This window comes from Mesorhizobium sp. WSM4808 (genome assembly GCF_055811675.1).
Genome location: NZ_JBVVQX010000004.1, coordinates 342,837 through 356,579, shown reverse-complemented (window position 1 = coordinate 356,579; position 13,743 = coordinate 342,837). Strand labels below are relative to the sequence as shown.

The following is a 13,743-nucleotide window of genomic DNA, read 5'->3' as shown; positions in this document are numbered from 1 at the left end:
GCAGCCAGGCGCTGGGCAGGCCGCTCCAGCTACTGCTGCGGCCCACGGTCCGAAACGAAGCGCACGATAGCAGCGGCCATCTCGTAATCTTTTGGCGCCACGCGAGCGAAGCCGCCGGAATGTCTCGATTCCAGGAGGTCGTAGATATCGGGCGTGGTCGACTTGAGGTTGGTGAGGAACACGGCAAGCCGGCGCTTGGCTTCCGGGTCGAGATCACTGCGGACCGCATGGGGGCCGTATCTCAACAGGCCCGACGTCCATACGATCCGAAGCGCCGTCACTGAGACCCCTGCCGCCTCCAACCTCGCCTGCGTGCCCGACGGTTCTCGCAGGCCGTCGGCAGCGGCCGTCACCCAGCCGAACAGGCCATCGGCCTTGCCGTCGACCAGCATCGTCTCGGCCGCCGCGGCCGAATCGGCATGGACCAGAAACGGTGCATCTTCCGCGATCTTGCGGCCCTCCGCGGCCAACGCCGCCAATGGCAGGAGAGAACCGCCGACGCTGTCCGAAGGCGCCATGGCGATACGATGGCGGTCCATCGCCCCCAGGGCAGGCAGCTTGCCGTCTCGCGTCAGCAGAACGGAGCGGATGCCGATCGCGCCGTCTGAATCGACCGGAGCGACAAGCGGCTCGATACATAAGCAGCGCTGCGAAGCCGTCGCATAGGCGGTGGCCGAATAGATTGCATATTCGATGCGGGCATTGGCCTGCGCCTCGATCAGCGCGGCATAGTTGCGGGCAACGACAAACTCGACCTTCATGCCCAAGGCCTTGGTGTAGGCGTCGGTCAACAGTGCCAGCCCCGGAACGGAGTTGCCGGCGCCTGGCTCGGCAACGATGCCGATGCGAAACGTGCCGATATCATCGCGCCAGTCGGCATGCGCCGGATTGGACCAGAGCCCGACCTGCGCCAGCATGAGAGCGGCATAAATCTTCAGCGCAACCCTCATGACAGGAACCACGGGTCTGTTGTCCTCGATCCATGCCCATGCCTGGGGGCATTTGTGCATGCCGTTGCCCGAAACCGCTGCGCACCTTTGGGCGACATGCAACTCTGCTTGTGCATGTCGTTGTCCCAAAACCGCTACGCACTTTTGGGCGACATGCATCTCTGCTTGTGCATGTCGTTGTCCCAAAACCGCTACGCACTTTTGGGCGACATGCACCAGACTATCACGCCAAGCCGTTGCCGTTTGGTTTCCGAATTGCCAATGAAGTCGCGGAACCCTATGTCTGGTCGGTCAAACTGGCAACAACTCGATGGCGCGAGCCTTTCTCTTCGTCCTGGACTCATTCGGCATCGGTGGAGCGGCCGACGCCGACCGCTACGGCGACGCCGGCGCCAACACATTCGCGCACATCGCAGAAGCCTGTGCAGAGGGCCGCGCGGATCGCGAAGGGCTTCGCAGTGGACCGCTGTTTGTCCCCCACATGGCCTCGCTCGGGCTTGGCAAGGCTGCCGAAACCGCGACGGGGCTAGGCTTTGCCAGCAGCGGGGCGGATCTGCTCGCCACGGCCTTCCACGGCGCCGCGCAGGAGGTTTCGAGCGGCAAGGATACACCATCGGGCCATTGGGAAATCGCCGGCCTGCCGGTGCGTCTCGACTGGGGATATTTCCCGGATACGGTTCCCGCCTTTCCGGCCGAACTGACCGAGGCTATCATTCGCGAAGGCCAGGTGCCGGGCATTCTCGGCAATTGCCATGCGCCGGGCACCGAGATCATCGAGCGCTTCGGCGAGGAGCACATCCGGACCGGCAAGCCGATCTGCTACACGTCGGTCGACTCGGTCCTGCAAATCGCCGCGCATGAAGTCCATTTCGGCCTCGACCGGCTTTATGAATTCTGCCAGGTGGTGCGCAGGCTGGTTGACCCGCTGAGGATCGGACGGGTGATCGCGCGGCCATTCGTCGGCGAAACCACCGCCACTTTCGAACGGACATACAACCGTCATGACTACGCCGTGCCCCCGCCGGAACCGACCCTGCTCGACCGGCTGACGGCGCGTGGCAGCCGTGTCATCGCCGTTGGCAAGATCGGCGACATCTTCGCCCATCGCGGAATTTCGCAAGTGCGCAAGGCGGCAGGCAACATGGCGATGTTCGACGAGGCTCTGGGTGCGATGGATAATGCCGGCGACGGTGACCTCGTCTTCGCCAATTTCGTCGACTTCGACACCGAATTCGGTCACCGCCGCGATGTCGCGGGCTATGCTGCCGCGCTCGAGGCCTTCGACCTGCGGCTGCCGGAGGCATTTGCGAGGCTGCGGCAGGGCGATCTTCTCATCCTGACGGCCGACCACGGCAACGACCCGACCTGGGGCGGGACCGATCACACGCGCGAGCGCATTCCGGTGATCGGCACTGGACCGGGTCTCAAGGGCGGCGACATCGGACTGAGAACGACATTCGCCGACATTGGCGAGACCGTGGCCGAGCATCTCGGGCTGGCGCCCGGACGCTACGGCACGTCTTTCTATACGGCGATCGGCGGTCATGCCTGAATTGCCGGAGGTCGAAACCGTCCGGCGCGGGCTGCAGCCGGTTCTGGAAGGCGCTACCATCGCCCGCGTCGAGGCGCGCCGACCGGATCTGCGCTTTCCATTTCCCGAGAAATTCGCGCAGCGGCTGACCGGCAAGACGATCACGGCACTCGGCCGCCGGGCCAAGTATCTGACGATGGACCTGGAAGGCGGCCCCATGCTGATCTGCCATCTCGGCATGTCGGGCTCATTCCGCATAGAGACGGCCGATGGCAGCGACATGCCCGGCATCTTCCGGCACGACCGCTCGAAGAGCTCCAATCACGACCACGTCGTCTTCCATATCGTGTCTCCGGCCGGTGCCCGGTCCCGCGTGATCTTCAATGATCCGCGCCGCTTCGGCTTCATGCTGTTTGCGGAAGGGCTGCCGGACGTTCATCCGATGCTGGCTGGACTTGGCGTCGAGCCAACCGGCAACACATTGGACGGTGCGCTGCTCGCCTCATTGATGAAGGGGCGGCGATCACCACTGAAGGCAGCGCTTCTCGACCAGAGGCTGATCGCCGGGCTCGGCAACATCTATGTGTCGGAGGCGTTGTGGCGTGCCGGCCTGTCGCCGCTGCGCGAGGCGGGCACGATCGCCAGGCCCGGAAAGAAAGCCCAGGCCCAAAGCGAACACCTCGCGCAAGCCATTCGTTCGGTGATATCGGATGCGATCGCAGCCGGCGGCTCCTCACTGCGGGACTATATGCAGACCGATGGGTCGCTGGGCTATTTCCAGCACGCCTTCGCCGTCTACGACCGCGAGGGGGAGGCCTGTTCCAAACCCGGCTGCGGCGGCCACATCGAACGTGTCGTGCAGAGCGGCCGATCGACCTTTTATTGCCGGACATGTCAGCGATGAGTCAGAGTAATTCCAGGAAAAGTGGGAACGGTTTCCCGTTCGGAATTGCGTCAAGACAGAGAGATGGAGCGGTTCTGCGTTTCCGTGAAACGATGAACCGCTCTAGGCGAGCGTGAGCAAGGAGAAGCAGCCATGGCCTATGAGACGATCATCACCGAGACGCACGGCAAGGTCGGGCTGATCACGCTGAACAGGCCGCAGGCGCTCAACGCGCTGAATTCGCAGATTCTGACCGAGGTGGTGGCGGCCGTGAACGGGTTCAGCGCCGATCCCGGTGTCGGCGCCATGGTCATCACCGGTTCCGAAAAGGCTTTCGCCGCCGGCGCCGATATCAAGGAGATGCAGTCCATCTCCTACGCGGACGCCTACGCCCAAGACTTCTTCGTCGGCTGGGAGGAACTGACGCGGGCGCGAAAGCCTATTATCGCGGCGGTGGCGGGCTATGCACTCGGCGGCGGCTGCGAGTTGGCGATGATGTGCGATTTCATTATCGCCGCCGACACGGCCAAATTCGGCCAACCCGAGATCACCCTCGGCGTCATTCCAGGCATGGGCGGGTCACAAAGGCTGACCCGCTTCGTCGGCAAGTCGAAAGCGATGGACATGTGCCTGACCGGGCGGATGATGGATGCCGCCGAGGCCGAGCGGTCTGGCCTGGTGTCGCGGGTCGTGCCTGCCGGCGAGCTTGTCGAGGAGGCGCTGAAGGCCGCGGCCAAGATCGCCGCTTTCTCGCTACCATCGGTGATGATGGCGAAGGAGGCTGTCAACCGCGCCTTCGAGACGACGCTTGCCGAGGGATTGCGGTTCGAGCGCCGGCTGTTTCACTCGCTGTTTGCACTGGACGATCAGAAGGAAGGCATGGCGGCCTTTGCCGAGAAGCGGAAGCCGAATTTCACCGACCGCTGACGCCAATCCCTTGGCCGCGAAGAAGATGGCTGCTGGCCGCCAAAAAGAAGGCCGGGCAGCGTTGACGCGCCGGAAAAGCTGAACTATAAGCCGCACCAACCGAGGCGGCCCCGTGGCTGCCCGTTTGTTTTTTGCGCCCTGCGGCATCCCGCATGCGCCGACCAGATCAGAAGAGAGGCATCATGGCCAATACATCCTCGGCCAAAAAGGCAACGCGCAAGATCGTCCGCCGCGCAGCGATCAACAAGAACCGCCGCTCGCGCGTCCGCACCTATATCCGCCAGGTCGAAGAGGCCCTTGCCTCCGGTGACAAGGCTGCCGCACAGGCTGCCTTCAAGATCGCGGAGCCGGAATTGATGCGTGCCGCGACCAAGGGCGTGATCCACAAGAACACGGCGTCCCGCAAGGTGTCGCGACTGGCTCAGCGGGTCAAGGTACTGTCGGCCTGACATTACTTGCCTAGACTGACGTTCTTCGAACCCGGCCGTTTGTGCCGGGTTTTTTCGTTTGCCGGCAAGCACTTAAAAAGAATGTCCGGAAACGGCGTCTTATGCGGCATTTCACAATTAGGAATAGTTTGCCGGCATATGCATGCCTGCTGGTGATCGGCATGCTTGAAACGGCCGACCTAAAGATTCTTAACTGTCAGAAATAGCTTATACCTTTCAGTGACTTACAGATGGTGATCCACAGCTTGTCCACACCGGACCGGCCCGATCGGGGAGAAGTCGCTGTCAAGCGAATTATTTCAGAATATTTCTGTCAGCGCCCGGTTTTTCATATTCGCCGGAAAAGGGTTTGAATCACAATGGCTTTGTTAAAATGTGCCGTCGCGGCACGCCACTCGAACCCGCCTCCACTAACCAGATTCCTTAAAAATCCGTTAGACGTGGCCTTGCCCTATCCACAGCGATTTCGGTAGTGTCGATCTATCGAAAGGGACGGGCTCTGGCTCTTAGCCTAAGCCTGAATCGGCCAGCTTAAATTGGCGGGATTTGCAACGCGGATTAAGTCCGCGGACGGCTTTGGTTTGTCGATACGGTAGGGGACTGGCGTAACTAGACATGGCAGGTAGACGGCGCGCCGGCGCTCTTTTCGCCGGGCGGTGTTGTATTGCCCTGACATACCCAACGCGGACTGGCTTCCATGGGCCGGCACCGGTTCCCACGGATAATGGGCGACGTTCATCTGCCGGCGGCGGCAGCGGACATCGTAGCAAAGACTTAGGTCGCCGGAACCGGATGCAGGAGGCGCATCCCCGGTGGAAAACAGGTACGGAAGGACAAGGAAAAGATCATGCAGAGCGGCATTGAAAGGGAACTTACGGGCGACCTCCCATTTCCTGGAACTTTGATCGGAGCAAACGACATGGCGGTGTCCAGCGACGCGGAACAGAAATTCGACCGGGTCAAGACCCAGTTGAAGGCGCGCCTGGGAACCGAAGTCTATTCGAGCTGGTTTGGCCGCATGAAGGTCGCCGAGGCTTCCAAGGGCATCGTCCGCATCTCCGTGCCTACCGCCTTCCTACGTTCATGGATCAACGGCCACTATCTCGACCTCATTTCCGAGCTGTGGAAGCAGGAGGATGCCGATCTCCTCAAGATCGACATCGTCGTGCGCACGGCAACCCGTCAGGGACGCAGCCAGGCCGAGCCAGAGGTAACGCCAGCACGCAGCAAGATGACACGGCAGACGCAGACGGCACTTGCCGCCGGCACAGTCAGCCCCAGCCGGGTGGAGCGCGCACCGGCTCCGCGTCCGGGCACACCGATCGAGAGCGAATTTCGCCACAACGTGCTGGGGTCGCCGCTCGATCCGCGTTACACGTTCGGCTCCTTCATCGAGGGACCGTCGAACCGGGTGGCCTTCGCCGCCGCCAAGGCGGTAGCGGAATCGCAATCGAGCGCAGTGCGCTTCAATCCGCTTTTCCTTCACGCAACCGTCGGGCTCGGCAAGACACATTTGCTGCAGGCCATCGCTGCGGAATCGCTGAAGCAAAACCCCAAGTCGCGCGTCGTCTATCTCACGGCCGAGTATTTCATGTGGCGCTTTGCCACCGCGATCCGCGACAACAACGCGCTGACGCTCAAGGAACAGCTGCGCGACATCGACCTGCTCATCATCGACGACATGCAGTTTCTGCAGGGCAAGTCGATCCAGCATGAATTCTGCCACCTCATCAACATGCTGCTCGACAGCGCCAAGCAGGTCGTCGTCGCCGCCGACCGGCCGCCATCGGAACTGGAATCGCTCGAACCGCGGGTCCGTTCGCGCCTCAATGGCGGTGTCGCGCTTGAAATGTCGGCGCCCGATTTCGCCATGCGCCTCGGCATGCTCAAATTGCGCCTTGCCACGGCCAGGAGCGACGACGCATCGCTCGACATTTCGGAGGAGATCCTCAATCACGTCGCCCGCACCGTGACCGGCAGCGGACGCGAGCTGGAAGGCGCCTTCAATCAGCTTTTGTTCCGTCAATCCTTCGAGCCGCAGATCACCATCGACCGGATCGACGAAATCCTCGGCCACATCTATCGCACCGGCGAGCCGAAGCGTGTCCGTATCGAGGACATCCAGCGCATCGTGGCGCGTCACTACAATGTGTCGAAGACCGAATTGCTGTCCAACCGGCGCACGCGCACCATCGTCAAGCCGCGGCAGGTCGCCATGTACCTGTCGAAGGTGATGACGCCGCGCTCGCTACCCGAGATCGGACGGCGTTTCGGCGGCCGCGATCACACCACGGTGCTGCATGCCGTGCGCAAGATCGAGGACCTTTCCGGCAACGACAACACGCTGGCGCAGGAACTTGAGCTTCTGAGGCGGTTGATCAACGACCAGGCCTGATCCTCCGGGGATGGCCGAGCCGGAACAATACCGGAATTCAATGGCTTGCCAGTGCGGCGCTGGGCCTGGATCGGGCTCGTGGCGCCGCCTGGAAGCGATCTGGATTTCGGTTTTACGACACTGGCTCGCGGACTTCGGGCGCGTTATCCCCAGAAAGCCCGCGTAGCCGGCCTGAACCGGTGGCGCGGGCTTGCGTTTGCTGGTTTTTTCCTGTCAGTTTACGCAGATTCTGAACCTGTTCAGACCTTTCGCGGGACGCCGCTCACTGGTGACCCGTCATTCATTCAAGCGAGCCTGTTTCGTCATGCGTGTTATCCTGGAACGGTCAAATCTCCTGAAGTCGCTCAACCACGTCCATCGTGTGGTCGAGCGGCGAAACACCATACCGATCCTGTCCAACGTGCTGCTCAGCGCCGAAGGCGCCAGCCTTGAAATGAAGGCGACCGATCTCGACCTCGAGGTGACCGAAGCCACGCCCGCCAAGGTGGAGCGCGGCGGGGCGACGACAGTCCCGGCACATCTGCTCTACGACATCGTGCGCAAGCTTGCCGATGGCGCCGAGGTGATGCTGAAGACGGACGAGGACGGCAACGCCATGACGGTGACGTCTGGCCGCTCGAGCTTCCGCCTTCAGTGCCTGCCGCAATCCGACTTCCCGGAGCTCTCGGCCGGATCGTTCTCGCATATCTTCCGTCTCGACTCGGTTGCCCTGAAAGGCCTGATCGAGAAGACCCAATTCGCCATCTCCACCGAGGAGACGCGTTATTACCTGAACGGCATCTATCTGCACACGCATGAGGTCGGCGGCAAGTTGAAGCTGCGCTCGGTAGCGACCGACGGCCACCGCCTGGCGCGCGCCGAGATCGATGCGCCAGCGGGTTCCGAAGGCATGCCGGGCATCATCATTCCGCGCAAGACGGTGAGCGAGTTGCAGAAGCTCGTCGACGATCCGGATGTCGCGGTCACCACCGAACTGTCGGACACCAAGATCCGCTTCACGATCGGCAGCGTGGTTTTGACCTCGAAGCTGATCGACGGCACCTTCCCCGACTATCAGCGGGTCATTCCGACCGGCAACGACAAGAAGCTGATCATCGACCGCCAGAGTTTTGCCGCCGCTGTCGATCGCGTCTCGACCATCTCTTCCGAACGCGGCCGCGCGGTGAAGCTGTCGATCAGCGAGGGTCAGGTGACGCTTGCGGTCAACAATCCCGATTCAGGCAGCGCCACCGAAGAGCTGTCCGCCGACTATTCATCCGATCCGATCGAGATCGGCTTCAACGCCAAGTACCTGCTCGACGTTGCCGCGCAACTGACCGGCACGGAAGCCAAGTTCATGCTGGCCGACGCCGGCTCGCCGACGCTGATCCACGACATGGCCGACGAGACCGCACTCTATGTGCTGATGCCGATGCGGGTGTAGCGGCGCGGTGTCAGCACTTCGGTCCTGTTGTGGACCGGCAAGCGCGATATTTACGGCAACTTCTAGAGCAATTCCAGGAAAAGTGTGAAGCGGTTTTCCCGGGAAAGGCGCATAGCGCTTTCCCTTGGGAATTGCGTTAAAACAAAGAGATAGATTGGTTTTGCGTTTCCGTGAAACGATGGAACGCTCTATAGGCGGATAGCGGTTGCCGGCACAGAACCACATAAGTAAGCTTACACTTACCAATTTCCGAAACTACGCGGCGCTGACGATCGATCTGGCGCCAGGTGCCGTGGTTTTTTCCGGCGACAACGGCGCCGGCAAGACCAATCTCCTCGAAGCAATCTCCCTTTTGACACCGGGGCGTGGTTTGCGCCGCGCCCCTTACGTGGATGTCGCACGCGAGGGCGGCGACGGCGGCTTTGCATTGCATGCCCGGCTCGACGGACCTGACGGCCAGGTCGAGATCGGAACAGGCATTTCCGGCGGCGACACCGCCGGCGAAGGCGGCAGGCGGGTGCGCATCAACGGAGCGTCGGCGCGTTCGGCCGAAGACATGCTGGAATGGCTGCGCGTGGTGTGGCTGACGCCAGCCATGGACGCGTTGTTCACCGGACCGGCCGCGGATCGCCGGCGATTTCTCGATCGGCTCGTGCTGGCGATCGATCCCGGGCACGGGCAACGTGCGATCGACTACGAGAAGGCTATGCGCGGTCGTAACCGGCTGCTTACCGAAAACTCCCGGGACGACCGCTGGTTCGACGCTATCGAGACGCAGATGGCCGAAACCGGTGTGGCGATAGCCGCGGCGCGGGCCGAAATGGTGCGGCTGCTCGCCACCATGATCGACAGGCTGCCCGACACGGGACCATTTCCGCGGGCCGATATCGGCCTTTCGGGCGATCTGGAAGCCGAAATCGCCGCCGCGCCGGCGGTCGATGTCGAGGAGCGCTTCCGTCGGACGCTTGCCGGGGGCCGTGAGCGCGATCGCGCCGCCGGGCGCACCCTCGACGGCCCGCACCGTTCGGATCTGGTGGTTCGACACCGCCCCAAGGCGATGCCGGCCGAACTCTGCTCGACCGGCGAGCAGAAGGCACTGCTGGTCGGCATCGTGCTGTCGCACGCAAGGCTGACCGGCGAAATGTCGGGCATGACGCCGATCCTGTTGCTCGACGAGATCGCCGCGCATCTCGACAGCCGGCGGCGCGCGGCGCTGTTCTCCATCCTGGAGGAACTGAACTGCCAGGCGTTCATGACAGGAACCGATGCAGCGCTGTTTTCCAGTCTCCAGGGGCGCGCGCAATTCCTGACTGTCGACCATGGGACGGTTGGGCCAACGATCTAGACCATTGTGCCTCGTGTTCCTGGGCGACATCAACAGGTGCGTTGGCCCCTGACAAGGTTTTTCAGTCCCTGTATGATCAGGCAATGACCACTGCCGCCCTGACCGCAGACGAGATCGAACGCTATGCCCGCCACATCGTGCTGCCGGAGATCGGCGGCGCCGGCCAGCAAAGGCTGAAACAGGCCCGGGTGCTGGTCATCGGCGCTGGCGGACTGGGCGCGCCGGTGCTTGAATATCTTGCCGCCGCCGGCGTCGGCACACTCGGCGTGATCGATGACGACACCGTTTCGCTGTCCAACCTGCAGCGCCAGGTCATTCACGGTACCGACACTGTCGGCCTGCTGAAGACCGATAGCGCCAAGCCGGCAATCGCTCGCATCAATCCCAACACCACAGTCGAACCGCATACGTTCCGGCTGACCACGGACAATGCGCCCGCCCTCGTCGCCCGCTATGACATCGTCGTCGACGGTTCCGACAATTTCGAAACGCGCTATGCCGTGGCCGATGCCTGCGCGAGCGAAGGCAAGCCGCTGGTGCATGCCGCCGTCGGACGCTTCGATGGTTCGGTAACGGTGCTGAAGCCATTCGAAGACGGCAAGGACGGCAAGCCCAACCCAAGCTATCGCGATCTGTTTCCCGAGGCGCCACCGCCGGGCCTGGTGCCGTCCTGTGCCGAAGCCGGCGTGCTTGGCGCGCTGACCGGCGTCGTCGGTACGCTGCAGGCGATGGAGGCGATCAAGCTGATCACCGGCATTGGCGAGCCGCTGGTCGGCCGGCTGCTGCTCTATGATGCGCTGGCGGCGCGCTTCGACACCATCCGCTACAAGAGAAGCTGAATTCTTGGACCGGAACGAAGCTGTCTCCATCACGCGGATCCCGACCGATTTCGACCGTTGGGACGATGTGCTCGCATTGATCATGCGCGCTTTCGCTTCGATGGACGGCGTTGTCGACCCGCCCTCCTCGGCCCACCATCTGACCGCCGACACCCTGAGCGACAAGGCGCGGCTGGAGACCGGCTTCGTGGCGGTGCAGGGCGACAGGATCGTCGGCTGCGTCTTTGCCCTTGAGAGGGCGGCGGACCTTTATGTCGGCAAGTTCGCGGTCGCGCCGGACCGCCAGGGACAAGGCATTGGCCGGCGGCTGATGCAGGCAGTCGAAGACCTTGCCCGTAGCCGCGGCAAGGCCGCCGTCGCGCTTCAGACGCGGATCGAGCTGACCGGGAATCATGAGGCCTTTGCTCGCCTCGGCTTTCGCGAAACTGAACGGACGGCGCATGAGGGCTATGCCAGGCCGACCTCGATCACCATGCGCAAAGCTATCTAGTAAGGTTTATCTTAGGGTTTGTGGGCCGCGACAGCGTCAGGTCCTGAGCGGCAGCACCCGATCCGGCGGGCGGTGGCCGTCGACGAAGGCACGGATATTGATGATGACCTTCTCGCCCATATCGATGCGGCCCTCGAGCGTCGCCGAGCCCATATGCGGCAAAAGCACGACCTTGTTCTTGGCGGCGAGCTTCAGCAGCTTGCTGTTCAAAGCCGGCTCATGCTCGTAGACGTCGAGGCCGGCCCCGGCGATCTTGCCGTCCTGAATCAGCTTGACCAGCGCTTCCTCGTCGATGATGTCGCCGCGCGCGGTGTTGACGACATATGCGGTGGGCTGCAGCAGCGCCAGCCGCCGCGCTGAAAGCAGATGGAAGGTTGCCGGCGTCGAGGGACAGTTGACCGAGATGATATCCATGCGGGCCAGCATCTGGTCGAGGCTTTCCCAATACGTCGCCTCCAGCCCGTCCTCCACGGCCGGCAGCACGCGGTGGCGGTTGTGATAGTGGATCGACAGGCCGAAGGCCTTGGCCCGTCTGGCGACGGCGGTGCCGATTCGCCCCATGCCGACAATGCCGAGCCGCTTGCCCCAGATGCGCCGGCCCAGCATCCAGGTCGGAGACCAGCCGGCCCATTTCTTGTCACCGGTGAGCACATTAGCGCCTTCCGCCAGCCGCCGCGGCACCGCCAGCATCAGCGCCATGGTCATGTCGGCGGTGTCCTCGGTCAGGACATTCGGCGTGTTGGTGACGGTGATGCCCCTCTTGGCCGCGGCCGCGACATCGATCTTGTCGACGCCATTGCCAAAATTCGCGATCAGTTTGAGGTTGTCGCCGGCCTGGGCGATCAGTGCGGCGTCGATATGGTCGGTTACCGTCGGCACCAGCACGTCGGCCTCCTTGACCGCCGCGACCAGTTCCGGCTGCGTCATCGGCCTGTCCTCGACATTCAGCCTGGCGTCGAACAACTCGCGCATGCGGGTCTCGACCGGGTCGGGCAGCTTTCGCGTGATGACCACGAGAGGCTTCTTTTTGCCTGCCATTGTTTCCCTCGTTGAGACCTCTTTAACCAAGACCGGCGAAACTGAAAGCCGGTCGCGGTGCCGATTACTCCCTGTAACAAGCGGTGCCGCCGAAGACAAAGAAAAAGGGGCGCCGAGGCCGATGGGCAAGCGCCGAAAGGAATGAAAGTGTCTGGTTTCGCGTCGCTTCGCCTGACCCTCAGCGCAGCATTTCTCGGCGCTCTGCTTTATTCTCCGCTTGCCGTGGCGCAGAGTGCCGCTGCACCTGCCCAGGGCGTCGTCACGCTTGGTCCGAGTGGCCTGCCGCTGCCGCGCTTCGTCAGCCTGAAATCCGGCCGTGTCAACTCGCGCGTCGGTCCCGGGGCCAACTACTCGGTCGACTGGATGTATATGAAGGCCGGCCTGCCGATGGAGATCATCCAGGAATTCGACACATGGCGCCGCGTGCGCGATGCCGATGGTTCGGAAGGCTGGATCAACCAGTCGCTGCTTTCCGGCCGGCGCACTGCAATCGTTGCCCCGTGGCAGCGCGGCAAGGGTGCCCAGATCAACCTTCTCAACAGCCCCAACAAGGACGCAAGGGTGGTCGCGATGGTCGAGCCGGGCGTCATGGGCACGATCAAATCCTGCGACGGCCAGTGGTGCGAAATGACATTCGATGGCCACACAGGCTGGCTTGCCCAGTCGATCGTCTGGGGCGCCTATCCCGGCGAACGGGTCAAGGACTGATTCTTGACCCAGAATCTTAACCCCGATCCCTCACGGCCCGGTTTGGGTGTGTTGAAATTCAGGTCAGCCTAGCGCCCGATACGGCCGAGATGGGTGTCCTGAAAGCCGGTTGGCAGCTTCAGGCCATGGGCCAGCGCACGGTCGATGGCGATGTGCGCGATCCAGATCAGCGCAACCGCCATCGCGGCCGCATTGCCCCACATGTGCCCGCCGAGCAGCAACAGCACGGGCACGGTAAGGGGGCCTCGCCGGTCATTCTCGGCGTTTGGGGCGCAGCCTCACCACGATATCGACATTGGCGATCTCCATCCCTTCCGGCGGCTCCGGCAGGTTGGCGACCGTCACCGGACCACTGTCGATGTCGAATATGCGGTTTTCGCCTTCGATGTAGAAATGGTGGTGGTCGGAGGTGTTGGTGTCGAAATAGGTTTTCGCGCCCTCGACGGCGAGGATGCGCAAAAGTCCCGCCTGGGTGAACTGGTGAAGGGCATTGTAGACGGTGGCCAGCGACACCGGCACGCCGGCGGCAACCGCCTCCTCGTGCAGTTCCTCGGCCGACAGATGCCGGTCGCCCTTGGCGAAAAGCAGATCGGCCAGCGCAATGCGCTGACGCGTCGGCCTCAGGCCAGCTTCACGGACCCGCTTGTCCACAGCGACATTTTCCTTCCGGCCGTCCAGGTCCATCTTCTCGTCGAACCCCACAGTTCCGCCCCAAGACACGCCCAGAATGGCAAAAAAATGAACGTCTGCCGAAACCGGACCTCT

At 62.7% G+C, this 13,743-nt stretch carries 14 protein-coding genes; 10 read left to right on the top strand and 4 right to left on the bottom strand.

Going from position 1 to position 13,743, the window contains the following annotated elements; genetic code table 11:
* Window positions 1-29: 29 nt before the first annotated feature.
* On the bottom strand, window positions 30-950 hold the full coding sequence (locus tag AC0L2U_RS09410) for a phosphate/phosphite/phosphonate ABC transporter substrate-binding protein (RefSeq protein ID WP_189367735.1): 921 nt from the start codon (window positions 948-950) through the stop codon (window positions 30-32).
* Between the two features lie 310 nt (window positions 951-1,260).
* Between AC0L2U_RS09410 and AC0L2U_RS09405 the strand changes: the two genes are divergently transcribed.
* From AC0L2U_RS09405 to AC0L2U_RS09365, 9 genes are all read left to right on the top strand, one after another.
* Complete coding sequence (locus tag AC0L2U_RS09405) at window positions 1,261-2,502, top strand: phosphopentomutase (RefSeq protein WP_128287817.1); 1,242 nt, start codon at window positions 1,261-1,263, stop codon at window positions 2,500-2,502.
* Window positions 2,495-3,385 carry a bifunctional DNA-formamidopyrimidine glycosylase/DNA-(apurinic or apyrimidinic site) lyase gene (gene mutM, locus AC0L2U_RS09400; RefSeq protein ID WP_128363863.1) on the top strand — a complete coding sequence of 297 codons (891 nt, stop codon included), beginning with the start codon at window positions 2,495-2,497 and terminating at the stop codon, window positions 3,383-3,385. Before AC0L2U_RS09405 ends, mutM begins: the two co-directional genes overlap by 8 nt.
* 132 nt (window positions 3,386-3,517) lie before the next feature.
* Window positions 3,518-4,291 (top strand): enoyl-CoA hydratase, encoded by a 774-nt coding sequence (locus AC0L2U_RS09395; protein ID WP_473601775.1) that lies wholly within the window; start codon window positions 3,518-3,520, stop codon window positions 4,289-4,291.
* Window positions 4,292-4,473: 182 nt separating this feature from the next.
* Entirely contained in the window at window positions 4,474-4,740 is a 267-nt protein-coding gene (rpsT, locus tag AC0L2U_RS09390) for a 30S ribosomal protein S20 (RefSeq protein WP_013533694.1), read from the top strand.
* Between the two features lie 919 nt (window positions 4,741-5,659).
* A complete protein-coding gene (gene dnaA, locus AC0L2U_RS09385; protein WP_236383352.1) occupies window positions 5,660-7,135 on the top strand; it encodes a chromosomal replication initiator protein DnaA in 1,476 nt (491 codons plus the stop codon).
* Window positions 7,136-7,439: 304 nt separating this feature from the next.
* The gene (dnaN, locus tag AC0L2U_RS09380; RefSeq protein ID WP_023811387.1) at window positions 7,440-8,558 is read left to right on the top strand and encodes a DNA polymerase III subunit beta; all 1,119 of its coding nucleotides are present in this window, start codon (window positions 7,440-7,442) and stop codon (window positions 8,556-8,558) included.
* 205 nt (window positions 8,559-8,763) lie between these two features.
* On the top strand, window positions 8,764-9,903 hold the full coding sequence (gene recF / locus AC0L2U_RS09375; RefSeq protein ID WP_127268057.1) for a DNA replication/repair protein RecF: 1,140 nt from the start codon (window positions 8,764-8,766) through the stop codon (window positions 9,901-9,903).
* A gap of 83 nt (window positions 9,904-9,986) precedes the next feature.
* A complete protein-coding gene (locus AC0L2U_RS09370; RefSeq protein ID WP_127807961.1) occupies window positions 9,987-10,742 on the top strand; it encodes a molybdopterin-synthase adenylyltransferase MoeB in 756 nt (251 codons plus the stop codon).
* 4 nt (window positions 10,743-10,746) lie between these two features.
* Complete coding sequence (locus AC0L2U_RS09365) at window positions 10,747-11,232, top strand: GNAT family N-acetyltransferase (RefSeq protein ID WP_127396806.1); 486 nt, start codon at window positions 10,747-10,749, stop codon at window positions 11,230-11,232.
* Between the two features lie 36 nt (window positions 11,233-11,268).
* Here AC0L2U_RS09365 and AC0L2U_RS09360 read toward each other — a convergent pair whose 3' ends face one another.
* Complete coding sequence (locus AC0L2U_RS09360) at window positions 11,269-12,270, bottom strand: 2-hydroxyacid dehydrogenase (protein WP_127396805.1); 1,002 nt, start codon at window positions 12,268-12,270, stop codon at window positions 11,269-11,271.
* A gap of 147 nt (window positions 12,271-12,417) precedes the next feature.
* Between AC0L2U_RS09360 and AC0L2U_RS09355 the strand changes: the two genes are divergently transcribed.
* Window positions 12,418-12,978, top strand: a complete 561-nt coding sequence (locus AC0L2U_RS09355) for an SH3 domain-containing protein (protein WP_127267923.1) — start codon at window positions 12,418-12,420, stop codon at window positions 12,976-12,978.
* A gap of 68 nt (window positions 12,979-13,046) precedes the next feature.
* Here the strand turns inward: AC0L2U_RS09355 and AC0L2U_RS09350 are convergent, their stop codons facing one another.
* Both AC0L2U_RS09350 and irrA read right to left on the bottom strand, forming a co-directional pair.
* Window positions 13,047-13,211: a DUF4260 family protein gene (locus AC0L2U_RS09350; protein ID WP_473563778.1), complete on the bottom strand. Its 165-nt coding sequence runs from the start codon at window positions 13,209-13,211 to the stop codon at window positions 13,047-13,049.
* Window positions 13,212-13,230: 19 nt separating this feature from the next.
* A complete protein-coding gene (gene irrA, locus AC0L2U_RS09345) occupies window positions 13,231-13,662 on the bottom strand; it encodes an iron response transcriptional regulator IrrA (RefSeq protein ID WP_024503471.1) in 432 nt (143 codons plus the stop codon).
* Between the last annotated feature and the right edge of the window lie 81 nt (window positions 13,663-13,743).